Genomic DNA, 26,162 nt, shown 5'->3' on the forward strand with positions numbered 1-26,162 from the left:
CCGTTTGAGCGTCCGCTCAAACGAAGGATAACCACGCTTTGAGCGGACGCTCAAGAGCCCCCTCGTCAAGCGGTCCAACCGAAAACCACCGGACTTGTCCACAACCACCCACCTGTCCACAGCCCCGAAACCCACCCCTGTCGCCCCCAAGAGAAACCAGGAAGCGTGGAAGCATGAACCGACTACGCCAAGCACTGACAACCAGCGGCTGGGTCCGCACGGTCGCCATCCGCCGGATCGCCGCGGCAGCCCTGCTCACCCTCGCCCTGGTCCTGACGATGCTCCCCGACCGGGACGCGGAGGCCGAAATGCTGGTCGCCGCCCGCGACCTCGCGCCCGGCACCACGCTGTCCGCATCGGACTTGAAGCTCGTCAGAGCGCCACCTGCCGTGGTGCCCAAGGCAGCACTGGCGGACGTGTCCGCCGCAGCCGGGCAGGTGCTGACCGGTGCCGCGTCGGCAGGCGAACCGATCACGTCCGCCCGTCTGCTCGGCCCGGCGAACACCAGGCTGACCACGGGATCACCGGATACGACTGCGGTCCCGGTCCGTCTCGCCGACGAGGGCGTGGCCGAACTGCTGATGCCCGGGGCACGTGTGGACATCGTCGCGCCGGACCAGGCCGTCCTCGCTTCGGGCGCGATTGTGGTGATGGTGCGCTCGGCAGAGCAGTCCACGAGCCGTCAGCGTGACCAGGGACGGCTGGTCGTGGTGGCTCTACCTCGGGATGTCGCGCCACGCGTGGCGGCCGCCTCACTGGCGAGGGAGGTGACCGTTACTCTCCGGTGAGTCTTTGTTCGGCTGAGTGAGGAGTAGTGCCGTGCTGAAGGGTTTCAAAGACTTCATCATGCGCGGGAACGTGCTGGAACTGGCGGTCGCGGTGGTCATGGGTACCGCGTTCACGGCAGTGGTCACCTCCGTGGTGAACAGCATCCTGAACCCGTTGATCGCGTCGATCGGCGGCTCGAACGTGACCGGCCTGTCCTGGACGATCGTCGACGGCAACGCGAAATCCACCATGGACTTCGCCGCGGTGATCACCGCGATCATCAACTTCATCCTGATCGCGGCGGTGGTCTACTTCGTACTGGTCCTGCCGATGAAGAAGATCCAGGAGCGACGCAAGCGCGGCGAGGAGCCAGGCCCGGCCGAGCCGACCCAGACCGAGGTCCTCATGGAGATCCGTGACCTGCTGCGGTCCCAGCAGCAGCCCCCGCAGTCACGCCCAGGCCAGGCACCAGACAGGGGTCTTTGACAAACAACACAAGGCAGAGGGCGTCGGCAGCCCGGCAAGCCCGCTCACACCCACGGTCGCAGTCGCGGTGGAGGTTGTGTCGTCGGGCCGCCCCGCCGGGCTACCGCGTCGAACTGCCTCGCCGGGGATCCGCCAACACCAACCGAACCATCATCGACGCCACTCGTCGAACCCAGCAGAGACAACGCCAAACCTGCACTAAAGCAATGAGTGGCCGCAACGGCCGCCACCCACACCGACAGCGCGCATAGCCGCTGAAACCCAGCGATTTCTCTGTCCCAATCGGCCAGAGCAAGTCGACAACCGCACAAGCCCGGTCAGCACAGGCCAGAGCCCGAGAAAGTGTGCGTACGAGCGCAGACCAGCCCTACCGTCCAGCGCAGCCGAGCCCGGTCGGCCGCGCGCCAGCGCAGGCCAGGCCCGCAAGTGGCGTACGCGTCAGCGCAGACTCAGCCACACGGGCCGCGCGCTAGCGCAGAGTGGTGCTTCGGGGGTGTCTCCTGCCCGTCGGCCTGGGCGAAGCCAACCACGGTCTGTCCAGAGGTCGGCCCACGACAACCAGCGCCAGCGCCAGCGGTACCGATCCTCTTGATAGACCGTGGTTCCCTGGGGCAGGTCGACGGGCAGGGGACGCCCGCGCCCTGAAACCCCAGGTCATAAAAACATGCGCCGGGAAGAACACGACGCGAAGACCTTCTGCCCAGAGGTCTGCTCCCGGCGAGGGCCCTCCTTTTCACCCGGAGAACACCGCGGCATGACCATCACCGTGCGCGGGGCATAGATGTCCGAACCACCAGGGTCGCGGGGGTGAAAGAAGCCCTCGCCGGGAGGCAAGCCACCGAAAGGCAAAGGGTCGGGACGGGCTTCAGTGCCGGGTCGTGGCGCGGTGTCCCGGGTCAGGGGCGGGGTTTGTCCCTTCCGTACGGCCTGCCAGAGGCAACCACACGCGTCAAGAGGTCCGTGTGGCTGTCGCCGGGGCTGGTCGTGCTGGCGGACCTCTGGACACGTGTGGTTGGGCTGCGCCCAGGCCATACGGAAGGGACAAACCCCGAAGCACCGCTCTGTGTTCGCACACAAGCCGTCGAGCCGATTCCCGCCGTGCTGCACGAGCCGCAACACAGCCGTCGAACGGCTCCCGATCGAGGCAACGCGACTCGACGAAGCCGGTCGCCAAGGTCAGGCGCGAACAACTGATGCCCCAGGCCTTCAGCGGGCCCGGGGCATCAGTGAAGTTTCAGCTGTCAGGAAGCCTTGGCCGCCGACGCACTACCTGAACTCGAGCTCGACGAGCTTGAACTGGAGGACTCCGACTTCGTGCTGCTCGACGACGAGGACGAGGACGTCGACGCCGCCGCTGACGAGCTCTCGGCCTTGGCCGTGCTCTTCTCAGCGCTTCCGTTGGTGCCGTTCGTGCTGTTGGAGCGGCTGTCAGTGCGGTAGAAGCCGCTGCCCTTGAACACCACGCCCACGGAGCCGTACAGCTTCCGCAGCTTTCCCGAGCACTCGGGGCACACGGTCAGCGAAGGGTCGGTGAAGGCCTGGACCTGCTCGAACCGGTGATCGCACACGGTGCACGCGTACTGGTAGGTCGGCACGGGCTTTCTCTCCTTCGGGGACCGCGATACTCGCGTCTGGCAGTCTAGCACGGAGAGTGCTAAGCCTTTGTGGCTTCGACCACGCCTCCGGCGGGCGTCAGGACCGCCGTCATCCGCACGTCGTGCCGGTCAGCGGGCAGTTGCTCCAAGAATTCCTGGTCCCGGACCACACCTACCAACGCGGCGCCCTTCGCCGCATATACCAACGAGCGGTCATAGTGACCAGCGCCACGTCCCAGGCGCACTCCCGCCCTGTCCACAGCCAGTGCCGGGACCAGGATCACCGTCGCCGCGCTGATCGCCGCTGGTCCCAGGCGTTCGCCCGGCGGTTCCAGCAGCTTGTGCGGCCCTGGCCGCAGTGTGCCGTCGTAGACCGCCCAGTCCAGCGGGTTTCTGCCTGTCACGACCGGCAGCAGCACCCGGACCCCTTCGTTCACCAGTTCGTCCAGTACGTCACGGGAGCCCGGTTCGGTACCGATCGGCACGTACGCACACACCGTCTGGCCTGCGTGAACCAGGTCGCGGACGCTGGCCGCCAGTGCCGTGGCCTCGGCTTCGCGGACTTCGGCGGGCACGGCGCGGCGGTCGGCCAGCAAGCGTTTGCGCCATTCGTCCTTGGTGGTGGGAACAGCAGTCACGGCATGAGGTTAGGCTCACAATCCATGAGCCCGTCGCTCGCATTCAAGACAGCAATCGTGCCCGCCGCAGGGCTTGGCACGCGTTTCCTGCCCACCACCAAGGCCGTGCCCAAGGAACTGCTGCCGGTGGTCGACACGCCGGGGATCGAACTCGTCGCGGCCGAGGCCGCCGAGGCGGGCGCGTCCCGGTTGGTGATCGTCACCTCGCCGGGCAAGGACGCGGTCGCCCAGTACTTCCGCCCCCAGCCGGAGCTCGAACAGACTCTTGCGGCCCGCGGCAAGGACGCCCTGCTCGAGAAGGTGCGGCGCGCGCCCGCACTGCTGAACGTGGAGACCGCGATCCAGGAGCAGGCGCTGGGCCTCGGTCACGCGGTCGCGTGCGCCGAACCCAACCTCGACGGCGACGACGACGCGGTCGCCGTGCTGCTGCCCGACGACCTGGTGCTCCCCACCGGCGTGCTCAAGCGGATGGCGGAGGTCCGTGCTCAGCGCGGCGGCAGCGTCCTGTGCGCGTTCGACATCCCCCGTGAGCAGATCTCCGCCTACGGCGTCTTCGACGTCGAGGACACCGCCGACGCCGACGTCAAGACCGTGCGCGGCATGGTCGAGAAGCCACCGGCCGACGAGGCTCCGTCGACCTTCGCCGCGGCCGGTCGTTACCTGCTTGACCGGGCGATCTTCGACGCGTTGAAGCGGATCACGCCCGGCGCGGGCGGCGAGCTGCAGTTGACCGACGCGATCGCGTTGCTGATCTCCGAAGGGCACCCCGTGCACGTGGTCGTGCACCGCGGTGGACGTCACGACCTGGGCAATCCTGGCGGTTTTCTGCGTGCCGCCGTGGACTTCGCACTCGATGACCCTGAGTATGGGCCCGGTCTGCGTGCGTGGTTGCGCGATCGGGTCAAGGACTAACACAGAGGTCGGGTGGATGAGGTCAGTCGACGAGCAGCTCGCCAGGGCACTGGCCGCCGCGGTGCGGCCCGCGCCCGTGCGTGTGGCGATTTCCGAGGCGCAGGGGTTGCTCTGCGCCGAAGAGGTCGTCGCCGAACACGCCCTCCCTGGCTTCGACCAGGCAGCGGTGGACGGCTACGCGGTGCGCAGCGTCGACGTGCAGTCGGCGGGCCGGGAGCCGGTGGTGCTCCCGGTCGTCGGTGAGATCCCGGCCGGATCAAGGCAGCCCCGCAGGCTGCAGCCGGGCCAGGCCGTCCGAGTCGACACAGGCGCGCCGCTGCCCACGTTGGCCGACGCGGTCGTGCCGCTCGGCTACACCGACGAGCACCCCGCGCGCGTGACCATCAACCAGCCCGTGCCGTCGGCCGCGTATGTCCGTCGCACCGGTGAGGACGTGCAGACCGGGGACGTCGCCGTCCGCCGGGGCGCCACCATCGGGTCGGCCCAGGTCGGCCTGCTCGCCGCCGTCGGCCGCGCCAAGGTGCTCGTCTACCCGCGTCCCCGGGTGTCGATCATCTCGATCGGCGACGAGCTCGTGGACATCGACCGCGCGCCGAGCCAAGGCCAGGTCTACGACGTGAACTCGTATGCGCTCGCCGCCGCGGCGCGTGACGCGGGCGCCGAGGTCACCAGGGTCGGCATCGTCAGCCCGGACCAGCGCAAGGTGCGTGAGGTCGTCGAGTCCCGCCTGCTGCTGTCGGAGATCGTGGTGCTGGCAGGCGGTGTCGGTGGGGCCACGGGCGACGAGATCCGCGCCGCGCTGGCCGAACTGGGCGACGTGGACATGACCAGGGTCGCCATGCACCCCGGCTCGGTCCAGGGGTTCGGCAGGCTCGGTCAGGACGCGGTGCCCACGTTCGTGCTGCCTGCCAACCCGATGAGCGCGCTCGTCGTCTTCGAGGTCGTGGTCCGTCCGTTGATCCGGGCCGCGCAGGGCAAACGCAACCCGCGCCGCAGGATCGTGACGGCACGGCTGCTCTCGCCGATCTCGTCGACCAAGGGCAGGCGCGGCTTCCTGCGTGGCCAGCTGCTGCGCGACGAGACCAACGGCCAGTACCTCGTCCAGCCGCTCGGCCTGTCCGGCGCGCACCTGCTGGCGTCCTTGGCCGAGGCCAACTGCCTGATCCTCGTGGATGAGGAGACGACCGACGTGGCCGTCGGCGACGAGGTCCAAGTCAGCTTCCTAGCCCAGCGCGGGTGAGGGCGTGGACGTGCCGGGCCCGCAGAGCCGGCATCCCGGCTGGCCCGCGAAACTGGGGCCGCTGCGGGTGAAGGCGGGTGTGGTCGCGGTCCGCGGCCCCCGGCTGTTCGACGCCTCGGTGTGGAGCCGGATCCGGTTACGCGACCGGGAGCACCTCGAACGCTGGGAGCCGACGGCTCCCGGCTCGTGGGACGACCGCAACAGCACCTTGGCCTGGCCAGGGCAATGGTCGTCGCTGCGTGCGCTGGCCAGGCGGGGGATGAGCCTGCCGTTCGTGATCACGGTGGACGATCAGTTCGCCGGGCAGGTCACCGTCGGGAACATGATCAGGGGCTCGCTCTGCTCGGCGTGGGTGGGCTACTGGGTCGCGTCGCATGTGATCGGCGGCGGTGTCGCGCCCGCGGCGGTGGCGCTCGTGGTCGACCACTGCTTCACGCTGGCCGGGCTGCACCGCGTAGAGGCAACCGTGCGGCCGGAGAACACCGCGAGCCTGCGTGTGCTGGAGAAACTCTCCTTCCGCCACGAAGGGCTCTTCAAGCGGTACCTCGACGTGGCCGGTGACTGGCGGGACCATCTCTGCCTCGCGCTCACCACCGAGGACGTGCCAGATGGACTGGTCCACCGGCTCGTTGCGGACGGCCGTGCTGCCATCCCCCAATAGGGGGAATTTCCTTGTCGCACTTCAGGCGTATGCCCCACGAAAACGCCTGAAAGGACCTTGCGCCGGGAGATCGCGCACGGCGCGCCTCCGTCACACCTGTGACTCTTGTGACTAGCGTGGTGAATTGCAACGGATCGGGGGAGGTGACGAGGCATGCCGAGCTCACTGATAGTGGTGGCGCTTGTCCTGGGGTGGCTGGTCGTCCTCGTCCCGATGATCGTGCGCAAGCGCCAGGAGATCGCCAGGACCGCGGACTCCGCACTCGCCGCGCGGGTCGTGCGGAAGGGCGGTGCCGAGGAGGCCGACATGCGCGACACCGCCGAGCTCGACGACGTCCACCACTCCCACGACATCGACGACGACGAAGCCGAAGAAGGCCCGGACGCCCACGCCGACGATATGGATTCGGCTACGGAACACCCCGAAGCCCTCGACACCGCGGACGAAGCGGACGATCGTGACCCCGTGGCCACGGACAGTGCCGCCTCTCGAGCGGACCAGGCACACCCCCGCCCCTTCCGGCCAGGCCGCGGCGGGTTCGACCCGGAAGCAGCCGCGCGGACAGCACGAGCGAAGTACGCATTCCGCCAACGCGTCGTAGTGGCCATGCTGCTACTCGCCGTAGGCAGCGCAGTAGTGGGCGCGGTGATGTACGCCCAGGCCTGGTGGCTACACGGCGCGGTGGACATAGCACTCGTCGGCTACCTGACATACCTCCGAAGGCAAGTACGCATCGAAGAGGAAATCCGCCAACGCAGAACAGCCCGCATAGCCCAAGCAAGGCGAGCCGCCTACGAGGACTACCGGGAAGAGCACGCGGAAGACCACGACGACGAGACCTATGCCGAAGAGCCCACCGAGCGCCCGGAACCAGCCCCCGTCGCCAAGACGATCCAGCCGCCACGGATCACCCACCCCCACGCGGTCGTCGTCGACATCGACGACGAGGACCCGGCGTTCGACGAGCTCGAAGACCCCGACAGCCTGCGATACCGCCGAGCGGTGGGGGAGTGAAAACCGCTCCGAAGGGCCTGATAAGCTTGCGGAGCACCAAGGGGCTGTAGCGCAGTTGGTAGCGCGTCTCGTTCGCATCGAGAAGGTCAGGGGTTCGATTCCCCTCAGCTCCACCGCAGGTCAAGGGCCGTCCACAGTAGCGTGAACGGCCCTTTTTCGTGCCTTGATAGCAGTAAAGTACAGCAGTGGCGCTACTCGTCCAGGCTCTCACCCAGGCGCTTGAGCGCGTCCCGCGTCTTCTTTGAGGACGCCTGTGAGTAGATCTCCATGGTCATCGAGAACTGGGCGTGCCGAAGGATGCGCATGATCACCCTCGGGTGCACGTCCAGGTCGACCAGCAGTGTCCCGCAGGAACGACGGCCGTCGTGAACGGTGATCTTCCGGACGCCGGAGCGTGCGACGCGGTTATCCCAGGACCGGTTGAAGTTCCGGGGGTCGATCGGCTGCCCGTACTTGGTGGTGAACACCAGGTCGGTTGGGTGCCAGGCCACATCAGCCTCTTTCCGGTCGGCGAGCTGGTCGCGCCGCCGCTTCTCCAGGGCCGTGACCACGATGGACGGCAGCGGCATGGTGTCGTCCGACGCGGCGGTCTTCGTCTCGCGGTGTAGCAGCTTCCGCCTGGCCCTTTGGAGCTGGTGGCCGACCATCAGCTCACCGTTGGCGAAGTCGAGCGCGTCCCATGTGAGCCCCAATATCTCGCCCTTGCGCAGGCCCAGGACGACGGCGAGCACGTATCCGGCGTACATCGCGTCACGGGCGTCTCGGGCCGACTCCAAGAACCTCCGGGCTTCCTCGCTCGTCCATGCCGTCCGCTTGCGCTTGCGGACAGTCGGAAGCGTCACCAGTTCCGCGACGTTCCGCCCGATCAGTTCCTCCCGGATCGCGTGGTTTAGCGCCGCGCGTAGACACGCGCGAATGTCGGAGACGGTCCGGGACGATGGCGCGTCTTTGCAGCACAGGCGAGCGCTCAAGGCGCAGCAACGGCGGCGCTTCTCGTCCCGGCGCGCGTCCTTGCCTTGTACACAGCACTGGCAGATGCCGGGAATGGCGTTAATCCACTTCTGAACGTCGCGCACACCGAGCTTGTCCAGACGCTGACCGCCCAAAGCGGGCTCGATGTAGAGCCGGACGAACAGCTCGTAATTGACGTACGTCAGTGGCGCGCGGTTCGGCTCGATCACCTCCGTAAGCCAGTAGTTCAGGAACTCACGTAGACGTGGAACCGACGTCGCCACTGGGCCGGTCTTGGCCGCCTGGTGCAGCTTGAGCCACTTGTCATGGACCGCTTCGCGCGTCGGACCGTAGACATACTTGCGTTTCTTGTCGCCGGTTGGGGTGGTGACCCACACGTAGGCAGCGAACCCGTTGCGGAACGGGTAAATAGACCCCTCGCCGTTGGCGCGTCCTTTGCCTGTCATATCAGGCCACCTCCTCCACAAGTCGGTTGATGTAGTCGTCAACCCAGGCGGGCAAGATCCGACGGTTCCCGCCGTCCTTAATGGACCTGATCTGGCCGGTAGCAACGAGCTGTTTGGTCTTCGAGAGCCCGTATCCCAGCATCTGCGCTACTTCGGCAACTGTGTGCCATTTGGGCTGAATCGGGTGGCTCAAAGTGCACCTCCGTTTTTCGGGGCGGGCAGGTATCGCGCCCATGCGTCGGTCAGGCCGACCTGTTCGACGGGGTCGGTGGTGGGGTGGATGGTGTAGCCTTTCGCGCTTTTTCCGTTGATGCGCAACGAGAGTGGCGCCACTTGGTATGGGCTGAGTTCTTTGGACAGTCGCAGTGCGTCGAGTGGTTTTCCGTTGAGGTCCGTCCATGGGGCGTCGTCGATGGAGCGCAGATGGGTGATGATGTCGGCGGTGTGTAGCCGGTCGGTGTCGCGTTCGGTGAACAGTGCCCGCAGGTCGGCGAGCAGGCGGACGCCGAGTGATGGCGCGGTTTTCTGGTTGAGCACGAAGTAGGTGCACGCCTTGCGTGCGGTTTCCGGCCAGTGTCCGCCTGCCTGGTCGGCGATGGCCAGCAGTGGTTCCCAGATTTCGGCTGGGCGGTCTTCTACCCCGTCGGGCATGTCGGGTTCGGCTTCTACGAGGTTGTCACCGATGCTGGTCATCCACGCGCTGAGTGCTTCGCGGATGGGGGTGGCTTGACGGGTGGCTCGGGATTCCCGGTAGGACTCCACGTGTTCGTCGTGGCGTCGGCGACGCAAGTGAATGGTGATAGCGCGGGTGGTGATGGTGTCGGGCATGCGTCCGGCGAGTCCGGCGAGCGCGACGGGGGCAAATATGGGCAGGCGTTCGACGGTGAACCCGCTTGCCGGATCTCCTTTGGTTTTCGGAACGGTCGCGGATCGCTTGTAGCCCAGGTTCAACATTTGGCGCACGTCTTCATTGCCCGCGCCACCAGGACCGAACACGGCGTCCACTTCGTCCATCAGGATGCTGATCGGTCCTGCCGCGACCATCCGAACCAGAGCGGAGGCGGATCCTCCTGCGGTCATTTCGGGCTGGTTGGTGAGGTGTTGCGCGATTTCCAGCACGCGGGTTTTGCCGGAGCCGGGTTCGGCGGACGACAGAATGAGGCGGGGCGTGATGTAGAACGCGTCGGCTACCCAGGTGTGGGCGTACCAGAGGGCGAGCATCGGCGCGCAGTGCTCGGAGGGGAACACGGAGAACCGGGCGACGAAGTCACGGACCTGATCGAGAATCTCGTGTCCTGGCACGGGTGTGGTCTCCACAATGCGAAGTGCGGCGGTCATGACAGGGCCTTCCTGGTTCGATACGCGGCCTGGCGGCAGGCGTGGGAGCAGTAGCGCGGCCAGCGGCCGGTAACGCGCCGGGGCGGTAGTGGTCGGCCGCAAGGGCAGTGCCGTTCGGATGGCGTGACGGTGCTGTAGCGCTTACAGGGCGGCGATGCGACCACCACATCGAAGCCGTGCAGGTCCACGGTCAGCGCGTCGGCCTGGACGAACGGGAACGGGTAGTCCGGCTGGGGTTCGATGTCCACTCCGGTCACGTCGAACCCCGCGGCGTGGTAGCCCGCCGATGCGCCACCGGCTCCGCAGAACAGGTCCAGCAGGCGATGCCTTGTCATGGCCGGTGCTCCTCGTAGGCGGGTTCTTCGGATGTGCGGTATTCGCGGCCCCACTGGGCCCATTGGGTGGGTGGGATGTACTGCCAGACGCGGGCTTTGCCGACGCGCAGGACGTAGCGCGGGTCGGTGTTGACGGTGAACTGGTCGGTGGGCAGGTAGCAGCGGCTTGAGCCCCATGCGTGGTCCAGGGGGTAGCCGTCGTGGCGGCTTTCCGCGCGGGCGGCGAGCCAGCGGCCGTAGGGCCACCATTGGCGGTCGCGTGGTCCGCCGTTGAGGTAGGCCGGGTGGCCGCGTGGGTCGAGTGTTTCGGCGAACTGCAGTTCGGTGGTCATGCCGCTACCTCCGTCACACTGGTGTGTCCGGTGTGGTCGGTGCGTTCGTCGGGTGTGAGGTATTCGCGACCCCAGTGGGCCCATTGGGTGGGTGGGATGTAGTGCCAGACGCGGGCCCGCATCGCTGTAGTTGCCTCGGAGTCCGGCTTGTCGGTGCGGCCAATCCATGTGGTGGTGGGTGCGTAGCAGCGGCACGCGCCGTCCGGTCGGGCGAGGTCGCAGCGCATACGGCGGCTGGACAGCCGGGCGGCGAGCCAATCGGGGTAGGTGTACCAGCGCAGGTCACGCGGGCCGCCGCGCAAGGCGACCAGGTCACTTTCTGGTGTGTCCCAAGCGAAGTCGAGCCGGTCGGGGGTGTTCATGCCGCACCTTGTCCGGTGTGGTCGGTCACCGCGTGCAGACGCGCGGGGTGGGTGGTGAATCGGTCGCGGTAGGTCTTGAGCCGGGCGTAGCCGGTGGTGATCTGGCCGTCGAGCAGGTCCAACGCTCCGTTTTTCTCGGCCTGTGACAACCGGGTGGCGTACTGGACGACGTGCCTGCGGTAGGTGGCTTCCAGCAGCAGGTCAATGTGGAAGTCCAGGGTGGCGGGGACGAACGGTGCCGTGCGGTGAGCATCGGCGATCCACTCGGCGACCCGCTTGAGCTTGTGCTCACCAGCCACGGCGCCGGTGCGCAAGGCGTAGCCAAGTACTGCGGCAGGGTCCACGCTGGACAGTCCAGCGGTGAGCATGTCGGCCAGCAGGGTCACGGTGGTCGCGGCGCGCCAGTCGGTGAAGTCGCCGGGTTCGAGCCGGGCGAGGTGAAGCCGGGCGGTGTCGACGGGCAACTGCATCAGCAGGCCGACCGTGACGGCTTCCAGGTCGGTTGCGGGGATCACGATGAGGTCCCTTCAGAACGTCGCGTGCGGGAGCGGTGACGACTCAGCGAGTTGAAGACTCTGCGTCCGGCGCGGAGTTGGAGGCCGGTGTCGTCGCAGCGTGGACAGCGACGGAAGCCGCCCAGACGACGGCGACGGAAGCGCCCCAACCCATCGCACGCGCGGCAGTCGCGGTAGGGGAAGGCCCAGCAGGACACGACGTAGAGCAGCGCGGAGGCGGCGAGGAAGATCCAGGCGTAGCCGCGCCACGCGGGCACGGTGTCACTGAGAGCGACAATGAGAGCGGCGAGCGCGGTGAGCCGGTACGCGGCCGTGGGGGTCATGGAAATGCCCTTCTGGGGCTGTTTTGGGTACGCGAGACCACGCCCTCTAGTCGCTAGAGCGCTGATCAGGCGATATGCGGGTGTCTAGTGAGGGGTCTAGGTCTAGAGGGGGGCCGGGTCTAGACCTAGACCCATCGCGGGCTAGGCCCGCTTCGACTTCTTGTCACGCTCGGTGAGCGCGGCGGCGATGTGGACGCGTTCGACACCCATCCGGTTAGCACCCTTGCCGGTGGCCGGGTCGGTGCCCCACACCTGCTTGGTGCTGATGCCGAACGGCTTAAGCGCGGCGGAGAGCTGGGTTGCTTTGGCACTGCCGTTGGCCAGTTCGCCCCATGGGCCGTACTGGTCGGGCTTGACCTCGGCCAACGCGTCCACCAAGGACTCTGACCAACGCTTATCGGTGTCGCCGAACACGGTCAGCAGGTCTTGCAGCAGCGTGTTGGCGGCCGTCGTGGTGTCGTCCACTGTGGCGTCCAGGCCAGCGGCGTACCCGGTGATCCGGCCTGCTGCCAGCCGGTGGGCGCGGGCGCGGGCCACCAGCGCCTCGGAGTCGGGGCCGTTGAGCTTGACCGTCCGGACCGTGGTCGTCTCGTCCACGACGCCCTTGAGCAGGCCAACACCCTTGTCGCGCTTGAAGTTGAACTGTGTGGCGCGCTCGCCGTTCTGGTAGCTGGATGTACCCAGCACCATGTCATTCGGGACCTGCCCGGCGACCTTGAGGCAGTACCGCAGGATGGCGTTGTCGCTGATCTGGGTGGGAATGGACTTCGAGTCCGGGCGCTGAGTGGCCAGCAGGGTCACGATGCCGGTCGCCGGGCCACGCTTGACCAGGTCGGTAACGATTTCCTCGATCTCGGCGCCGTGTTCTTTGTGCTCGAACCAGATCTGCACCTCGTCGGCGCCGACGACGATCGGGTGCAGCCCCAAGGACTTCTTGGAGGCCAGTTCGGTAGTGAGCTGACTGTCCGGGCAGAGTTCACGCGGCAGCTCGCGGATCACCTTGGCGCGGCGGCGCAGCTCCTTCTGCAACTCCCGCAACGCTGTCAACGCGTAGACGATGTCGTCGTCCTCGTCCCCCGCGCGGTAGCGGTGTGACACGGGCTGCAAGGGCGAAAAGTCACCGGTGCCCTTCAGGTCGTAGGCATGCAGTTCGGTGCGCGGGTCCAGCGCGGCGATGAGCAGCAGCTCTCGCAACGCGAACGTCTTGCCCATACGCGGAACCGCGCCGATGACACCGGAGACGAACATCAGCACGAACGACACCCAGTTGCCGCGCACGTCGGTGCCGAACGGCTGCGGGTCGAACAGGTCAATCGCCTCACCCTTGCGCAGCGGCCACGCGGGTTGCTTGGCCTGGCTCATGTCCTCGTAGCCGACCCACAACACCAGTCGGGCCGGGCTGATGTCCGCGCGGCCTTCCGGCCACACCGAGCCCAACGGCCGACCAAGCGCGGACGCGAGTTTCGCGCGGTTCTTGATGACGTCCTCGGCGGTAGCGCCACCGGGCAGGTCAATCTCCGCGCGCCAGCCAGGGCCTTCGGGGTGGATGGGGTGCACGAACCCGATCGCTCGCGCGTCGGCCTTGAGGGCCTGGTTGATCGCAGAGATCCCCAGGGATGCCAACGCCTGGGTGACCGCGTCGCTGGTGAGCTTGCTGAACCGGCTAGCGACCACGGCAGGCGAGACCACCGGTTTGTCGGCGGGCGTGCCGAGCCTGCCCAGCAGGGCCAGCGCGAGCGCGGTGCACGCCCACGTCACCCAGCTCGCCACCGCGCCGGGCAGCAGGATCAGCGCGGGCACCCCGACCGCTAGGCACAAAGCCAGCACCAGCGCGCGAAACCGCACCCGCGCATCGCGTTGGGCCGAGAGACGCATGTAGGCCGCCGTGTCGTTGACCTTGACCGCCTCGCGCCGCAACTGCCGCCCCTCGGCGTCGGTGACCCACCGGCCGGTCGCGGCGGCCAGCAGCAGCGCACCGCGCGGAGCACGCACCGCCAGGCGCAGCCCGTACAGCGGCGAGCGCAGCGCGTGGTACCCGGCTGCGTGGACGTAGTGGCCCGCGACCCATCTCGCGGTCGCCGTGGCCTCCTCCCAGGACCGCAGGTAGGCGGGAAGGATCGGTTCCCGCTTGGCTTCCTGCAACCGCCGTATCCAACTGACGGAGTCGCCTCCGGGCTGGTCGACCAGCGTCACCTCAGCAGGCTCACCCGCGTCACCGTCGTCGTCCGCGTCGTTGTCGGTGTTGTCGGTGTTGTCGACGGCGTCCGGGTGCTGGTCCTGCCGTTCTACGTCGCGCAGCTCAGCAGCCGCGGCGTCCACTGGTGTCGTGCCTGCTCGCAGCTCACGGACGTTGCTCGGCTCGGTGATCTGCTCGGTGGTCATCTGGTCCTCGGTGATCTGGGTGCTGGTCGTGTCGGTGGTGTGGTCGATGCTCATCGCTGCACCTCAGATGTGTCGTGGGACAGGTGAACCAGGGCCGCCGCGCCACCGAGCACCAACACGGGCAAGCAGGACACGAACGTGGTGATCTGCCACGGGGCGGCCACCACGCCAGCGGCCTGCATCAGGTGGTAGGCGACCTGCCCGCTCATGCCCAGCAGCAGCGCACCGCAGGTAGACCACATCGCAAACCGGCGTGCCCGCGCGGGCATGGACTTGTCGAACCACACCCGCATCGCGTACGCGGCGTACGCCTCCATGCCCAGCGGCAGGGTGATCGCGGTGTTGATGGTCCAGCCGTCACCGATGCCGGGCAGCAGGTTCACCGGGCCGAACCCGGTGAGCTGACCCAGCCCTACCCAACCGCCCCAGATGGCGACGAACGCGCCCAGAGCGATCAGGTACACCGGCAGGTTGCGCCACCGGCTCGCCATGCGGGTCGACGCGGGCACGGGTGGTTCTGCGACCGTGCTGACCGGGTCGGCGACGTCGGCCACCGGGGATGCCACGGTCACGGACTCCGCCCTCGCGGGAACCGGCTCAGGCGGCACAGTCACCGGCTGCGTATCGACGGTCGCGGAGGAGTTCGTGGCTGTGTTGGCAACCGGCTCGTGGTCGTCGGCCTGGTTCTCCTGCTCGGCCGGGTCGTGGGCGGGTGGTACAGCGTGCAAGCGTCGTTCGGCCACCGGCACGGGCGCGGTCTCACTGTCCTGTGTCTGACTGTCCTGTGTCTGGTCCGGGGTGGTCTGCCGGTCGGGGTTGGCCGGGTCGAAACCGGTGGCGCGCAGCGCGGCCAACGCGTCCACGGCCTTGGGGTGGCCGACGTTGCACCGCATCTTGATCTGTCGCAGCGAGGGCCACACGCCCTGCTCGGAGGCCAGTGCGCGGATCTGCTCGGTGAGCTTGTCGACCGGGGTGGGGTAGGCGCTGGTCATCGGGTGGCCTCCTCAACAGCGACAGGGCGGTAGGCGCGGGCACCCAGACCGGGTGCGGCACGGTGGGAGATCCGGTGGGGCATGCGGTGGGTGATGACGGCGGCGACCACGAGCGCGGGCACCGCAAGCGTGGCGACCACCAGCGCGGGGTTGTCCTCAGCGGCAGTGACCATCAGCCACTGCGCGGCGAGGATGCCGCCGCCGACCAGCAGCAGTTTCCACAGTGCGACCACGGCCAGCGTCGCCAGGGCCAGGCCGACCAGCAGCACGGGCGTGGGGATGGCGGTCATCGCTGGGCCTCCTGTTCGCGGATGATGTGCGCGGCGTGCCGGGCTTCCACGGCCCGCGCGGCGGAGTAGGCACGATCGGAGTCGGTGAACCGCGCGTCGGTGCAGGTGGCCAACCGGTCGAACACGGCGGCCTTCCTGTCCAACCACGCGACGCGCTCGGTGGCCGGGGCGGCGCCGGAGGGGATGTCGTCGTAGAGAGCGACCACGGCGGCGGGCACCGGGTGGTCGTCGTGGGGGTGCTGGGTAGACACTGGTGGTGCCCTTTCGGTCTGGTGATCGGTGGGGTGGCAGTGCCCGGACCGGCGAACAGGGTTCTTGGCGGGACACAGGTCGCCGGTCCGGGGCACAGCTAGCGGCGCGACTGCTGGCGGACCTGCTCGCAGACCGGGCACTTGGACTCGAACCACCCGCCCTGACCGGATTTACGGGTGTCGTAGGTGATGCCGCACGCGGTGGTGCCACGGTTGGTCCACCAGTTCCGCTTGACTTCGAGGTGCTTCATGACTGTCCTTTCCTGACTTAGTTGGCGATGCCACAGACGACGACATCGCAGGTGTCGCAGACGACCAGCGTCGCGGTGCCCACGTTCGTGCTAGTGGTCGAGGGGTGGGTGCAGTTGGCCATGACTGTCCTCCCGGACTCAGTCGGTGGTGGGAGTAGTGGTGGACTTGGACTGGGCCGCGATCTGCGCCCACTCGTCCGCCTGTGCTTGCGCTGTCCGTCGTTCGTGCTCAGTGGGCGCGTTCTGCGCGGTCTCCGCGAACGTGTCGGCCCGCTGCTGGTACAGGTTCTTGTAGCTGATCACAGCCAATCCCCCTCGTCGTCGTTGTCCCAGTAGTTCTCGTCGTCCTCCGCGATCTCGGTGGAGACCTCGACAATGTCGATGTCGGTGAGCAATCCGTCATGCCGCTCGTCGGCGTGCTGGACCACACTGGACACCGCGATGTCGATGTCGGTGAAGGTGATGAACGACGTGACGCCGCACACGTGGCATTCCCAGCCGTAGCTCAGTTCCCAGGCCATCAGTACCTGCCAGCGGTGCGGTCGTTGATGAAGCGTTCGGTCTTCTCCTGCTGCTGCTCCTTCGTGAAAGGCCCCCCTTTGCCGTCCGGGTCGTCGAGCGCGTTCACGATCCGCTGGTTCGGGTCGGTCTCGTAGAATCTGGCGTTGGACATCACGCTGCCTCGCTTTCTGTTGCGGCCCAACAGGTCCAGCACTGGCGGGTGCTGGAGGGTAGGACATACAGCGGGTCTTTGCCGCAGGTGCGGCAGATTCGGCGGGCAAGGTTGGCCTTGGCCAACGCGGTCCACTTCGCCGGGGTCATCGGTCGGACCGGGGCGGCGTCCGCGATCAAGTACAACGACGCGAAACTGACTTTTTTGGACGCGTTGTGCCGCACGTACAGCACCGCGACCGGGTCGTTTCCGCCTGGCCGCAACCCCATCGCCCGCAACTGGCGGAACGTCGCGAGCTTGTCACGCGGCGCGCAGTTGTAGGACAACAACGGCAACCCGTTGTACGTACCCCGCGTGAAGGTCGGGCCGTCCGACCACGGCACAGACGCCACGGGCACCCACGGGAACGACTTGCCCGCCATCACGCCACCCCGTCCACGCGGCCCAGGGCCAACGCCAGCAGCGGCCCGTGCGCGCTGTAGAGGCGTCCGCCACCAGCGGCGACAGCGGCGGCGAGCTGGGGCACGTCGGAGAAAGGCCACCAGCGCACCGCATCTGCATCGTCACCTGCGATCGCGGTGACCTGCTCGGACAGCGTGTAAAGCGCCACGGTCGAACACACCCACGCGTGATCGGTCGCGCGCCAGTCCGCGACATACGTGCGGGTCAACACCGAAGGGATGACCTCGGTGAGGTCGACGCTGGTTTCCTCGCGCAGCTCACGCACCAACGCGGCCGGGGCGGTCTCACCCGGGTCGACCATCCCGCCCGGAATGGCCCAGTCACCACAGTCACGACGCTGAATCAGCAGAACCCGCCTGCTACTCCCCGTCCCGGCGATGACGATCGGGTCAGCGGCGGCATTCTCCCCCCACTTACCCAAGTTGCGGCCACACCGACCAGTACGACCGATTGGGTTGAGCGGCCACCCCTCGTGGTCCAACTCGAACGGCAACAACGCCTCCGCCTGCCGCTGCGCCCAGTCTGTGACCTCGGCCGGGGTGGCGTACGGCTCGGCCCACCCTTCGGCAACCGACCGCGCCAACCCGTCCGGTCGCAGCTCGGGCGGGGTGATGTCCACCGGCTGGTAACCCTCGAACGGCACCGACCACGAACGCGCCGATTCCGGCACCGACACACCAGGGTGATCCACGGAACCGAACGTCCGGGTCATCACGCGGCCTCCGTCCCTGTCGGAACGGCCACGACATCCTGAACCCGCAGGGTGCGGACGACGCCGCTCAACCTGCGCTGAACCACACGACGGTCGCGCTGCTCACGCGCCGAACCGTCCACCAATGCCGACGTTGCGGACGGCATCTCTGCCAACACGTCTGCGACCTCGGCGAGCATCACGTCAACGTCCGCAGCGGTCAGCCCGTCCGGGCTGAACTGCGAAAACGCGGCGTCATCCACTGAGTCATCCCCTTGCTTTTCCACTTGCTACCTTCCGTGAGATGGACCGCTTGGTACGCTTGGTTAGCTTGGTACGGACCATACTCACCACGCATCGAGATGCGCAACCCCTTGGTACGATCCAAGCGAACCAAGCGGACGCAACCGCTGTCCCAAGTGAGAGGCTTAGACGTGGACGGTCGAGCACGATGGCAAGTCGTCTACAACGAACTGCACACCCTCATTGAGGAGGGGAAATACGCCCCAGGTGAGCAGCTGCCGCCAGAACGAGAACTGGTCGAGCGCTTCGGCTTCTCAAGGGCGACGATTCGGACCGCTCTCACTCGATTGGAGCAAGCTGGGCTAGTTTACGCCGGAGCTGGAAGCGTCGGCCGTACGGTACGGAGACCGCTTGAGATCCACTTTGACGCGAGCAAATTTGAGGTCGGCGCCTACAAAGATGACGAGGTCAGGGGAGTAGATCAGTGGCTAAGCAATGTAGAGGAACAAGGCTGGGAGGGAAGGCAAGTAGTGACCGTCACTACCCGTTCGGCCCCTCAGCAGGTAGCTCGGTGGCTCGCTGTTGAACCGGGAACGCGGCTGGTGCGAAGGCGTCGAGTGCGTATGGTGCGCAAGCCTCCAGGGGTCGAGTGGATTCCGGTCATGCTCGCGGATTCATGGTTCCCGGAGGATGTCGCGCACCGGAAGGTAGACGGTATTGCGCCACTGCTCGAAGAACGCGATATAACCATGCCGGGTGGCATAATCCGGTCGATTGGTATCCGTCAGGTGAAGTTTGTGGACGAAATTCGATCGAGAATGCCAGCGGATGATGAACGGTCACTACTCGCACTACCTACCGGAACGCCGGTTGGTGAGCACGCGCGGATCGGAATCGATGAGCACGGTCGTCGAATCCGGGTCTTGGCGAGTGTCTTCGCCGGTGATAAGCAATACGTTCGCTACGAGCTTCCAGTGGCGCAGCCTGAGGCAGAGGTGAAGTCGGCATGACCTCTAATGTTTCTATATCTCGGGCGCTTCCCGAGGACCTCGATACCGTACTCGACATCCTTGATGACGCTGCGAAGTGGCTGCAAGAACGCGGAATTGAGCAATGGCCTTCATCGTTTTCGCAAGATGCCACATGGAGAACGCAACGGATCCGGTCGTACATTGAGCACGGCCTGACATACTTGGTGAGACTAGGTGAGGCGTCGGGCCCAGTAGCGACCTTCACCTTGTCGAAGGCGGCTGACCCGCAGTTTGCGCACGGCTGGCCAGACGGGCCAGAATCTGGTGGATATATATTCCGAATCGCCGTATTGCGTCATGCCGCAGGACAAGATCTGGGCGGAGTAATACTTGATTGGGCCGCCGATGAGGTAGCGCGATGGGGAAAGCTGTGGCTCAGAATTGACGTGCATCGCCGAAACCCGCGCCTGCATCAGTATTACGAACGCCACGGTTTTCAGAAGGTGGCCGAGGTTACCGCTCCGGATCTTTCGGTCCCCGGAAGAACGCGAGGTTCTGGCACACTGATGCAACGTCCGACGCGCCTAACTGGGAAGGGAAGCGCTATGAACGTGTCGAGCTACGATCCTGATGGAACGGCCGCCCTGTGGTTGGAAGCATCCAACTTGGTTGCGAGCATGAAGCTTGAGAATCCACCTATCTCTGATGACGCTTGGAATGTGGCTCTCGACCAAGCGGCGAGGATGCTCGAACGGCATGCCTTGGAAATTAAGCAGGCAAACGGAATGTACTTCCGCACGTTGTCGGGAGAAAGTTGAGCCTCTTAGGGTGCGTCGTCGGTCTTGCGCTTCTCGCGTAGCTGACGTTTGAGATCTTCGACATCCCAGCGGGCGTGACCGCCAGCAGTGACGAAGATTGGCTCTACAAGGCCTTCCTGCCACCAGCGATGCAACGTGCCTCGGTCAACGCCGAGCTCTCGCGCGGCAACTCCAGTCGAGACGAGCTTGGGCGGCACAGCGCCACGATCACATACAAACGCCACAGATTGCGCTGACCTGCGACAATCGCCACGTACACCACTGATCCAGCGAATGCCACATTTGCCACACTTTGCCGTACGCTCAGCCTGTGGGACCGGCGGCTGTGTGCTGAGAGGTGCGGCATGACCTGGACAATCCTGGCCAAGGACCAGTTTCGCGCGTCGTACGGCGGCGAGGTCTGGCTGCTCGTAAGCACGCCGAGCGGGCTGAAGCCTTGGCTGCTGTACACCGAGCGGCAGGTTCAGGGGCGACCTGCGCGACAGCAAGAAATCGGCGTGCGTGAACCCGAGGCGGCGCGGCACGCTGCCGAGTTCTGGCTACGCCTGAGCGCGTCCTACGGCCTGACTCGGTACTGAGGCGTCGCGGCTCGCTCGCCAGGTGGCTGTCTCTGTAGACCCTTAACACCCTCAACACCCTCAACATTGCAGGTCAGGGCGTTGAGGGTTGGGGTTTTGACCCTCAACAGCAGGTGCCCGCGTCCACGACCGGGCTGGACGCGGTGAGGGTGCGTTGAGGGTTGGTTGGGCGACCCTCAACGGGTCTGACCAGGCATGTTGAGGGTGTTGAGGGTGTTGAGGGTTCTGACGGACACTGCCCAGGCTTGGGTGTCACCGCGCGGCCACGGCGGGCCTGGCGGGCAGGGTCTCTGTCTGCGACTGCCACACCGGCCGAAGCCGCAGTTGCTCGCCGAGTGGCACCGCTTTCGGGTGAAACCTCGTCAAAGGTCAAGATCAGGGAGAGGTTTCGGGTGTGTACCCATCGAGAGGAGACACACCCACATGGCCAGCCTTACACGATCTCGCGTACGCCAGTTCCGCGCGAGAATGATGACCGTGCGCCGCTCGATCAGCTCACGTCTCTGCCGACGAGTCCAGCCGCGCGTATGACGTCCCGGCTAATCGAGGCTGTGGTTGTTCGTCGGGCTTCTCGACGAACTCGTGCTCCACGGCGGTCGTGGCCGAGCCGGTGTGGCTGTCTCCGTAGACCCTTAACACCCTCAACACCCTCAACATTGCAGGTCAAGGCGTTGAGGGTACGGGTTTTGACCCTCAACAGACGGGTGTCGCGTCCTCAACGGGGTTGGACGCGGTGAGGGTGTGTTGAGGGTTGAGAGGGCGACCCTCAACGCTGTGACCAGGCATGTTGAGGGTGTTGAGGGTTCTGACGGACACTGCCCGGGGTCGTCGAGGTGGTGGTGGTCTGGGCCGGTGGCCGTCGAGGCCGCGCGGTGTGGCCGAGCCGGTGTGGCTGTCGACGAGGTCGCGTCGCTCGCCGGGGCCGTCGAGGCGGTGGTGGCGTGCTGGTGGGTGGGCAGTGCTCATGTCGGCGACTAGGCTTCGCGGTCATGGCTACCCCGACTGAAGTCGAACGCAAGGTGCGGCAGCTCGACAACGATGTGCAGTCGATCTACGAGATGTTGGCAACGATCGAGGCTACGCAGAAGCGGCAGGGCAACCGGTTGAACGAGATCGCGGCTACCCAGTCGGAGGTCGTGGCGACGCTCGCGGACCACGGGACGAAGTTGGACGCCATCTTGGAGCTTCTGCGACGCGGCCAGGCCTGACGCAAGCTCGCTGCGGTTAGGAAGGGGTGCGTGAGACACCTGCTGTACAGCAGCAAAGTACAGCAACCCCCCCGACCTTCAGCGACCACGACCGACCAACGTCGACCCTCTGACCTTGGCAAACACCGTGAATGACCTTCCTGCTGATAGTTCGCATCGAGAAGGTCAGGGGTTCGATTCCCCTCAGCTCCACGGACTCTGGACGACCCTGCTCAGTGCTTCGCACTTTCGCCGGGTCGTCCGTCTTTTTATTGGGGGGCCGAGCCCCCCAGACCCCCCACGGTGCCAGCTCCTTCTGATCCAGCGTGGTTACTCTGGTTTTTGACCAGCGGCCTTTTGGGCGTTCCTTTTCGAAGCTGATGGGTTGCCTACGTCGTGTGCTGGGCAGCTATGACCAGCACACGACGGCTTCGGCGCCAGGCAATGGGGAGGTTGCGGCAAGTACCTGGTTCGGCCGCGACTGGTCTCTCCACACTAGGTGCACGGCGGTGGGCACGTGGGCTTTCACGTGCTGGACTCCGGCGATGATGGGGACGACCGCACCGGGGGAGGACCGGGCGGTCGGGGGGATTGCGAGCGGGACGCCGAGGATGACCAGGCCGATCCCGGCGCAACGGCGTCCACTGCTCATCTATATAGGACTCACGGTTGGGGGTGCGGGGATCGGCGTTCGCCTGTCAGGCAGTCCGGTTGCGGAGGGGCGCACCTGCGTCGTGCAGGTGGCGCAGGACCTGTGCGTAGGAGTTGCGCAGGGTGGCTTTGCTGTACGGGATGCCGTGCCGTGCGCAGAAGGCCTCCACGATGGGCTGGGCGCGGCGCAGGTTGGGCCGGGGCATGTGCGGGAACAGGTGGTGCTCGATCTGGTAGTTGAGGCCGCCGAGCAACCCGTCCACCCAGCGGCCGCCGGAGATGTTGCGTGAGGTCAGCACCTGTTTGCGCAGGTGGTCGAGCTCTTGTTCCTTGGTGAGGATCGGCATGCCCTTGTGGTTGGGGGCGAACGAGCAGCCGAGGTAGACGCCCATCAGCCCTTGGTGCACGACGATGAACAGAAGCGCCTGCAGTGGTGACAGCACCAGGAACACCGCCGTCAGGTAACCGGCGAGGGGGATCGTCAGCAGTGCGGCTTCCAGCACGGGCTTCTTGATCTCACGGCGTACGACTGCCTGGATGCTGGCGATGCGCAGCATGGCCGCTTCGAGCAGCAGCAGGGGGAAGAACAGGAACGCCTGGTACTTGGTGATCCACCGGTAGATGCCGTGTTTGGCCCTCGACTGCTCGCGGCTGAAGGCGAGCGCGGGCAGGTCGATGTCGGGATCGTGGTCCTCGTGGTTGGGGTTGGCGTGGTGCAAGTTGTGCTTGCCGACCCACCACTGGTAGCTGATCCCGGTGATCCCGCCGTGCAGATAGCCGACCAGATCGTTGCGGCGGCGGGAGCGGAAGATCTGCTTGTGCCCGGCGTCGTGTCCGATGAACGCGAACTGCGTGAACACCACTGCGAGGAACGCCGCGACCAGCAGTTGCCACCACGAGTCGCCGAGCAGTGCGAACGCCAGGCCGCCTGCGGCGAGCAGCAGGAAGTTGATCGCCATCCGCGTGAAGTAGTACGCGTGCCGCCGGTCCAACAGGCCCGCTTGCTTGATCTGCCTGGAGAGCAGGGCGAAGTCGCTTCCTCTCGGCGGATCAGCGACGTCCGGCAGCGGCTTGTCCAATGTGGTCATGAGTGGCTCTCCTGGCTAGTGGGATCCCTGGTGTGGAACGGCTGGCTCGTGGAGCCGCGTGTGGTGCCCGGCTGTGCCTGCGCCCCGATGATCGGTGGCCCGGTCGAAGGGGTCGCGGAACAGTTTCGCGCGCGAGATGCGGTGGTCCGTGGCGACCGGATCGCACCGCTCGTGCGACTCGTACGTGTAGGGATGGCTGAACAGACCCTGCGTGCGAGCGGGGTCGGATTTGATCGAAGCGGTGATGATTGTCCTTCCAAGACTGGTACGCCCCTGGCGCAGCGCCACCGTCGCGACTGTTGCGGCAGACGGTGTCGAAGGAGCTGCGAGCTGGGAAAGGCCTGGTCGCGTGAACCGCGACCACAAGCGGTCAGCGGGCGTATACCAGTACAACTGCGCCGGTGCAGGTTTTGTTCCCGGGCTCGCTCTCGTGAGAGCGGGGGCACAAGTCGGACCACCGGCTGCTGCCGCTCCGCTGGTGCGTTGTTGCCGACCCAGGTCGACGGTGCCTGCGACGCCATACATGGTAGATCCTTTGTGGACGGACCACCGAGGCTGCCACCATCCGTGGTCACCCCGATGCGAACATCAGGCATGGGGAGTGTGGATGGCGGGCGTCCACGCCGACACCGGCTCAGCGGTCACTGTGGATTGACAGGCTAAACTCGTCACCGGGGACTGGGGTCACACCCTGGGGTACACGTGATCGTAGGTGCTCAAACCTGCGAGAGGTCATAGTCGGGAGCCGCTGCCCGTCGCGGTGACCGGAAACGTTCGAGACGCACCTGTATCGCCCGGTGCTGTCACGGGCGAGGTCCGACTACCCACCAGTAGGGGTGACGCCGTTGCTGGCGAGAATGTCCTCGACCGAGGTGACGGTGTCCGAGCGGGACGCCGCATGAAGCACGGCACGGGCCGGGCCGGGTGGCGTGGCGGGTGGGATCACCAGCAGACGGATCGGTTCGAGGTTCAGACCGGTGATCACCACGGTGCTGGCAGGTGTCGCTCGGGAGCCGACCAGGTGCACCGCCCAGCTCTCCACGATCAGCGTGTTGTCAGCGGGACCCCAGTCGTCGAGGTGGTAGGCCATGTGCCGAGCCGGCCCGCCCCATGAGCTCAATGCCATGATCAGCGCGGGGAACTCCGCGGCCGGGTCGCTCGACCTCGGCCACCATGCTCCATCGACGTGGCCTCGAGCCGCGGTGCGCGATTTGACCTGCAGCCGTAGTTCGCGAGGCGGACGTAGTGTCGTCGGGGCTTCGCTGTTGAGGTCGTAGCTCATCGCAGTGTTCCCGTCTCCAGCCGAAACGGTCAGTCCATGGGCAGCCCGCCAGGGGCAGGAGCGGGATGGCGCGTGGCGCAAGCCCTGCTGCGAACGCATGAAATGCCTCGTGTCGCCATGGTACGCCAAATCACTGCTCACCGCGTTCGGTGCGCGTGTCGTGCGGTGCAGCGCTCTTCTCCGGTTTCGGATCCCGTCGGTCATCCTTCGGCGGACGCCGCTGTCCGGCTGCCGTTGCTGGCCAGGATGTCCGCCACACTGGCGGTCGAGTCGCGAGCCGCGGTGGACCGCAGCACAGCACGGGCCTTCCCGCCGGGGGTGTCCCATGGCACCACCAGGAGATTGACTCGCCGGGAGTCCGCACCGATCACCACGACCGTGTCGTGATCCATCGAATGGAAGCCCTCGAACCGCACCGCCCGGCCGCCGATGGTCACCTTGCGTCCGATACCGGACCAGGTGCCGAGGCGGTACGAGACACGACTGGTCGGCCCGACCCATGCGTCGAGTGCGGCGAGGAGTGCGGGGAATTCGACCGCCGGGTCGTTGGACCGCGGCCACCACCCACCGTCGACGTGTCCGCTGGCCGCGCCTGGAGGTTTCATCTCCAGCCGCGGCGCGGAACGGTCGTTTTCCGGCTTGGTGCGGGGGAGATTCGGCCGACGCGAGGTCATCTCGGCGCTCCTGCCTCCGGCCGGGTGTGTCCGCCGGGGTTGATTTCGTGCGCCCAAGGCGGTGTCCGCGAAACCGCGAGCACTCCGATCGCCTCTGGTGACCTCACCATACGTCACGCGGCCTGGCACACACGACACATCGGTACACGGCGACGCCGGAGTGATGGCGGTCTGCTCGAGGCCGTCAACGTCCGACTGGTCTGACTCTGCTCGCCGGTCGGCCGGTGGATCCGGTCCGACCGGCGTCGCGCTTTCCGAGTGAGCCCTGCTCTGTCACGAGTCAGCGGCGGCTGGTCTTCTTCTCCAGTGCGCGTCGCCGAGCGGTCACCTCGTCGGGATCGTCTCCGAACACCACCAGTTGCAGGACGCTCTGTCGAACTGGATTGTCCGTGCGCGCGGTGTCATGACCGGCCACGACGAGCAGACCACCGGCGGTGACGGCCGGGCCGACCTCGCCGAGCAGGTCGGACAGCGGCCCGGCAGCGGTCAGTTTCACCGACTCGGCGGGCTGGTCGAGGATGTCGGGCCGCGCGGAACGCAGTGCCAGCAACGGAATCGTGCCACTGGTAATCCGGAAGTTCAGATCGAACACGACCTGCCTGCCGTCCTGGGTCGAGGCGCAGTCGAGACCGCACAGACCGCGGTAGCCGAGATCGGCAGCGCGTTGAACGGTCGCCAGGCATTCGGCGAGCAGTTCGGCAGGCGGTTCGGTGACAGCACCGAATCTGCCGCCGGTGTAGA

The 26,162-nt window shown here is 66.4% G+C and carries 37 protein-coding genes, 1 tRNA gene and 1 pseudogene; 13 read left to right on the forward strand and 26 right to left on the reverse strand.

What is annotated here, in order from left to right:
* Window positions 1-173: 173 nt before the first annotated feature.
* The 3 genes from ALI144C_RS02795 to ALI144C_RS58870 all read left to right on the forward strand — a co-directional run bounded on the left by ALI144C_RS02795 (window position 174) and on the right by ALI144C_RS58870 (window position 2,694).
* Window positions 174-788, forward strand: a complete 615-nt coding sequence (locus ALI144C_RS02795) for an SAF domain-containing protein (RefSeq protein WP_083752648.1) — start codon at window positions 174-176, stop codon at window positions 786-788.
* Window positions 789-819: 31 nt separating this feature from the next.
* On the forward strand, window positions 820-1,254 hold the full coding sequence (gene mscL / locus ALI144C_RS02800) for a large conductance mechanosensitive channel protein MscL (RefSeq protein WP_076985396.1): 435 nt from the start codon (window positions 820-822) through the stop codon (window positions 1,252-1,254).
* Window positions 1,255-2,505: 1,251 nt separating this feature from the next.
* A complete protein-coding gene (locus ALI144C_RS58870; protein ID WP_441297528.1) occupies window positions 2,506-2,694 on the forward strand; it encodes a hypothetical protein in 189 nt (62 codons plus the stop codon).
* A gap of 14 nt (window positions 2,695-2,708) precedes the next feature.
* On the opposite strand, the pseudogene ALI144C_RS58875 reads toward ALI144C_RS58870, so the two are convergent.
* A pseudogene (locus ALI144C_RS58875) lies at window positions 2,709-2,900 on the reverse strand (FmdB family zinc ribbon protein); the annotation flags it as partial.
* 8 nt (window positions 2,901-2,908) lie between these two features.
* A complete protein-coding gene (locus ALI144C_RS02810; RefSeq protein ID WP_076985398.1) occupies window positions 2,909-3,487 on the reverse strand; it encodes a 5-formyltetrahydrofolate cyclo-ligase in 579 nt (192 codons plus the stop codon).
* Window positions 3,488-3,511: 24 nt separating this feature from the next.
* On the opposite strand from ALI144C_RS02810, the gene ALI144C_RS02815 reads away from it, so the two are divergent.
* The 5 genes from ALI144C_RS02815 (at window position 3,512) to ALI144C_RS02835 (ending at window position 7,427) form a co-directional block, all read left to right on the forward strand.
* Window positions 3,512-4,399, forward strand: a complete 888-nt coding sequence (locus ALI144C_RS02815) for a UTP--glucose-1-phosphate uridylyltransferase (protein ID WP_076985399.1) — start codon at window positions 3,512-3,514, stop codon at window positions 4,397-4,399.
* Window positions 4,400-4,415: 16 nt separating this feature from the next.
* Window positions 4,416-5,639, forward strand: coding sequence for a molybdotransferase-like divisome protein Glp (gene glp, locus ALI144C_RS02820; RefSeq protein WP_076985400.1), 1,224 nt, complete (start codon window positions 4,416-4,418; stop codon window positions 5,637-5,639).
* Between the two features lie 4 nt (window positions 5,640-5,643).
* Entirely contained in the window at window positions 5,644-6,300 is a 657-nt protein-coding gene (locus ALI144C_RS02825; RefSeq protein WP_076985401.1) for a GNAT family N-acetyltransferase, read from the forward strand.
* 153 nt (window positions 6,301-6,453) lie between these two features.
* Window positions 6,454-7,314 (forward strand): divisome protein SepX/GlpR, encoded by an 861-nt coding sequence (gene sepX / locus ALI144C_RS02830; protein WP_076985402.1) that lies wholly within the window; start codon window positions 6,454-6,456, stop codon window positions 7,312-7,314.
* A 40-nt stretch (window positions 7,315-7,354) separates the two neighbouring features.
* Window positions 7,355-7,427: transfer RNA gene (locus ALI144C_RS02835), tRNA-Ala, on the forward strand.
* 78 nt (window positions 7,428-7,505) lie between these two features.
* On the opposite strand, the gene ALI144C_RS02840 is transcribed toward ALI144C_RS02835, so the two are convergent.
* The 18 genes from ALI144C_RS02840 to ALI144C_RS02915 form a co-directional block, all read right to left on the reverse strand.
* Window positions 7,506-8,663 carry a site-specific integrase gene (locus ALI144C_RS02840; RefSeq protein ID WP_237773931.1) on the reverse strand — a complete coding sequence of 386 codons (1,158 nt, stop codon included), beginning with the start codon at window positions 8,661-8,663 and terminating at the stop codon, window positions 7,506-7,508.
* 70 nt (window positions 8,664-8,733) lie between these two features.
* Window positions 8,734-8,967 carry a helix-turn-helix domain-containing protein gene (locus ALI144C_RS58320; RefSeq protein ID WP_076985404.1) on the reverse strand — a complete coding sequence of 78 codons (234 nt, stop codon included), beginning with the start codon at window positions 8,965-8,967 and terminating at the stop codon, window positions 8,734-8,736.
* Window positions 8,922-9,953 carry a DUF3631 domain-containing protein gene (locus tag ALI144C_RS02850; protein WP_237773932.1) on the reverse strand — a complete coding sequence of 344 codons (1,032 nt, stop codon included), beginning with the start codon at window positions 9,951-9,953 and terminating at the stop codon, window positions 8,922-8,924. The genes ALI144C_RS58320 and ALI144C_RS02850 overlap by 46 nt, the downstream gene beginning before the upstream one ends.
* Before the next feature lie 113 nt (window positions 9,954-10,066).
* The gene (locus ALI144C_RS57195; RefSeq protein WP_237773933.1) at window positions 10,067-10,405 is read right to left on the reverse strand and encodes a DNA cytosine methyltransferase; all 339 of its coding nucleotides are present in this window, start codon (window positions 10,403-10,405) and stop codon (window positions 10,067-10,069) included.
* Window positions 10,402-10,737, reverse strand: a complete 336-nt coding sequence (locus tag ALI144C_RS02860) for a hypothetical protein (protein WP_076985406.1) — start codon at window positions 10,735-10,737, stop codon at window positions 10,402-10,404. Before ALI144C_RS02860 ends, ALI144C_RS57195 begins: the two co-directional genes overlap by 4 nt.
* Entirely contained in the window at window positions 10,734-11,099 is a 366-nt protein-coding gene (locus ALI144C_RS02865) for a hypothetical protein (RefSeq protein WP_076985407.1), read from the reverse strand. The genes ALI144C_RS02860 and ALI144C_RS02865 overlap by 4 nt, the downstream gene beginning before the upstream one ends.
* Window positions 11,096-11,614, reverse strand: a complete 519-nt coding sequence (locus ALI144C_RS02870) for a hypothetical protein (RefSeq protein ID WP_076985408.1) — start codon at window positions 11,612-11,614, stop codon at window positions 11,096-11,098. The genes ALI144C_RS02865 and ALI144C_RS02870 overlap by 4 nt, the downstream gene beginning before the upstream one ends.
* 464 nt (window positions 11,615-12,078) lie before the next feature.
* A complete protein-coding gene (locus ALI144C_RS02880) occupies window positions 12,079-14,373 on the reverse strand; it encodes a DUF3631 domain-containing protein (protein WP_076985409.1) in 2,295 nt (764 codons plus the stop codon).
* The gene (locus ALI144C_RS02885; protein ID WP_076985410.1) at window positions 14,370-15,311 is read right to left on the reverse strand and encodes a hypothetical protein; all 942 of its coding nucleotides are present in this window, start codon (window positions 15,309-15,311) and stop codon (window positions 14,370-14,372) included. The genes ALI144C_RS02880 and ALI144C_RS02885 overlap by 4 nt, the downstream gene beginning before the upstream one ends.
* A complete protein-coding gene (locus tag ALI144C_RS02890; RefSeq protein ID WP_076985411.1) occupies window positions 15,308-15,601 on the reverse strand; it encodes a hypothetical protein in 294 nt (97 codons plus the stop codon). Before ALI144C_RS02890 ends, ALI144C_RS02885 begins: the two co-directional genes overlap by 4 nt.
* Window positions 15,598-15,852 carry a hypothetical protein gene (locus tag ALI144C_RS02895; RefSeq protein WP_143230361.1) on the reverse strand — a complete coding sequence of 85 codons (255 nt, stop codon included), beginning with the start codon at window positions 15,850-15,852 and terminating at the stop codon, window positions 15,598-15,600. The genes ALI144C_RS02890 and ALI144C_RS02895 overlap by 4 nt, the downstream gene beginning before the upstream one ends.
* A 98-nt stretch (window positions 15,853-15,950) precedes the next feature.
* A complete protein-coding gene (locus ALI144C_RS55235; RefSeq protein WP_168211152.1) occupies window positions 15,951-16,103 on the reverse strand; it encodes a hypothetical protein in 153 nt (50 codons plus the stop codon).
* 138 nt (window positions 16,104-16,241) lie between these two features.
* The gene (locus ALI144C_RS55240) at window positions 16,242-16,406 is read right to left on the reverse strand and encodes a hypothetical protein (RefSeq protein WP_168211153.1); all 165 of its coding nucleotides are present in this window, start codon (window positions 16,404-16,406) and stop codon (window positions 16,242-16,244) included.
* Window positions 16,403-16,624, reverse strand: a complete 222-nt coding sequence (locus ALI144C_RS02900) for a hypothetical protein (protein WP_076985413.1) — start codon at window positions 16,622-16,624, stop codon at window positions 16,403-16,405. The genes ALI144C_RS55240 and ALI144C_RS02900 overlap by 4 nt, the downstream gene beginning before the upstream one ends.
* The gene (locus ALI144C_RS55245) at window positions 16,624-16,776 is read right to left on the reverse strand and encodes a hypothetical protein (protein ID WP_168211154.1); all 153 of its coding nucleotides are present in this window, start codon (window positions 16,774-16,776) and stop codon (window positions 16,624-16,626) included. Before ALI144C_RS55245 ends, ALI144C_RS02900 begins: the two co-directional genes overlap by 1 nt.
* Entirely contained in the window at window positions 16,776-17,198 is a 423-nt protein-coding gene (locus tag ALI144C_RS02905; RefSeq protein ID WP_202818835.1) for an RRQRL motif-containing zinc-binding protein, read from the reverse strand. Before ALI144C_RS02905 ends, ALI144C_RS55245 begins: the two co-directional genes overlap by 1 nt.
* Window positions 17,198-17,950, reverse strand: coding sequence for an NUDIX domain-containing protein (locus ALI144C_RS02910; RefSeq protein WP_076985433.1), 753 nt, complete (start codon window positions 17,948-17,950; stop codon window positions 17,198-17,200). The genes ALI144C_RS02905 and ALI144C_RS02910 overlap by 1 nt, the downstream gene beginning before the upstream one ends.
* Window positions 17,950-18,192, reverse strand: coding sequence for a hypothetical protein (locus ALI144C_RS02915; protein WP_076985414.1), 243 nt, complete (start codon window positions 18,190-18,192; stop codon window positions 17,950-17,952). The genes ALI144C_RS02910 and ALI144C_RS02915 overlap by 1 nt, the downstream gene beginning before the upstream one ends.
* 99 nt (window positions 18,193-18,291) lie before the next feature.
* Here ALI144C_RS02915 and ALI144C_RS02925 point away from each other — a divergent pair, with 99 nt between their 5' ends.
* Both ALI144C_RS02925 and ALI144C_RS54050 read left to right on the forward strand, forming a co-directional pair.
* Complete coding sequence (locus ALI144C_RS02925) at window positions 18,292-19,182, forward strand: GntR family transcriptional regulator (RefSeq protein ID WP_083752650.1); 891 nt, start codon at window positions 18,292-18,294, stop codon at window positions 19,180-19,182.
* On the forward strand, window positions 19,179-19,961 hold the full coding sequence (locus ALI144C_RS54050; protein WP_143230362.1) for a GNAT family N-acetyltransferase: 783 nt from the start codon (window positions 19,179-19,181) through the stop codon (window positions 19,959-19,961). The genes ALI144C_RS02925 and ALI144C_RS54050 overlap by 4 nt, the downstream gene beginning before the upstream one ends.
* A 5-nt stretch (window positions 19,962-19,966) precedes the next feature.
* Here ALI144C_RS54050 and ALI144C_RS58620 read toward each other — a convergent pair whose 3' ends face one another.
* Window positions 19,967-20,185: a MerR family transcriptional regulator gene (locus ALI144C_RS58620; RefSeq protein WP_076985415.1), complete on the reverse strand. Its 219-nt coding sequence runs from the start codon at window positions 20,183-20,185 to the stop codon at window positions 19,967-19,969.
* A 120-nt stretch (window positions 20,186-20,305) separates the two neighbouring features.
* On the opposite strand from ALI144C_RS58620, the gene ALI144C_RS02935 reads away from it, so the two are divergent.
* Window positions 20,306-20,539, forward strand: a complete 234-nt coding sequence (locus tag ALI144C_RS02935) for a hypothetical protein (RefSeq protein WP_076985416.1) — start codon at window positions 20,306-20,308, stop codon at window positions 20,537-20,539.
* 495 nt (window positions 20,540-21,034) lie between these two features.
* Here the strand turns inward: ALI144C_RS02935 and ALI144C_RS55250 are convergent, their stop codons facing one another.
* The gene (locus tag ALI144C_RS55250; protein ID WP_168211155.1) at window positions 21,035-21,178 is read right to left on the reverse strand and encodes a hypothetical protein; all 144 of its coding nucleotides are present in this window, start codon (window positions 21,176-21,178) and stop codon (window positions 21,035-21,037) included.
* Between the two features lie 213 nt (window positions 21,179-21,391).
* Here ALI144C_RS55250 and ALI144C_RS58325 point away from each other — a divergent pair, with 213 nt between their 5' ends.
* Together ALI144C_RS58325 and ALI144C_RS02940 are read left to right on the forward strand one after the other, a co-directional pair.
* A complete protein-coding gene (locus ALI144C_RS58325; RefSeq protein WP_269086649.1) occupies window positions 21,392-21,517 on the forward strand; it encodes a hypothetical protein in 126 nt (41 codons plus the stop codon).
* Between the two features lie 11 nt (window positions 21,518-21,528).
* On the forward strand, window positions 21,529-21,747 hold the full coding sequence (locus ALI144C_RS02940; protein WP_237773934.1) for a hypothetical protein: 219 nt from the start codon (window positions 21,529-21,531) through the stop codon (window positions 21,745-21,747).
* 677 nt (window positions 21,748-22,424) lie between these two features.
* Here ALI144C_RS02940 and ALI144C_RS02945 read toward each other — a convergent pair.
* From ALI144C_RS02945 to ALI144C_RS55255, 4 genes are all read right to left on the reverse strand, one after another.
* Entirely contained in the window at window positions 22,425-23,465 is a 1,041-nt protein-coding gene (locus tag ALI144C_RS02945) for a fatty acid desaturase family protein (RefSeq protein WP_076985417.1), read from the reverse strand.
* Between the two features lie 820 nt (window positions 23,466-24,285).
* Window positions 24,286-24,747, reverse strand: coding sequence for a DUF5994 family protein (locus ALI144C_RS54055; RefSeq protein ID WP_076985418.1), 462 nt, complete (start codon window positions 24,745-24,747; stop codon window positions 24,286-24,288).
* Between the two features lie 200 nt (window positions 24,748-24,947).
* Complete coding sequence (locus tag ALI144C_RS02955; protein ID WP_076985419.1) at window positions 24,948-25,421, reverse strand: DUF5994 family protein; 474 nt, start codon at window positions 25,419-25,421, stop codon at window positions 24,948-24,950.
* Window positions 25,422-25,701: 280 nt separating this feature from the next.
* The coding region (locus ALI144C_RS55255) for a hypothetical protein (RefSeq protein WP_168211156.1) at window positions 25,702-26,162 on the reverse strand (461 nt) is incomplete at its 5' end.

This window comes from Actinosynnema sp. ALI-1.44 (assembly GCF_001984155.1).
In the GTDB taxonomy this organism is placed as follows: domain Bacteria; phylum Actinomycetota; class Actinomycetes; order Mycobacteriales; family Pseudonocardiaceae; genus Kibdelosporangium.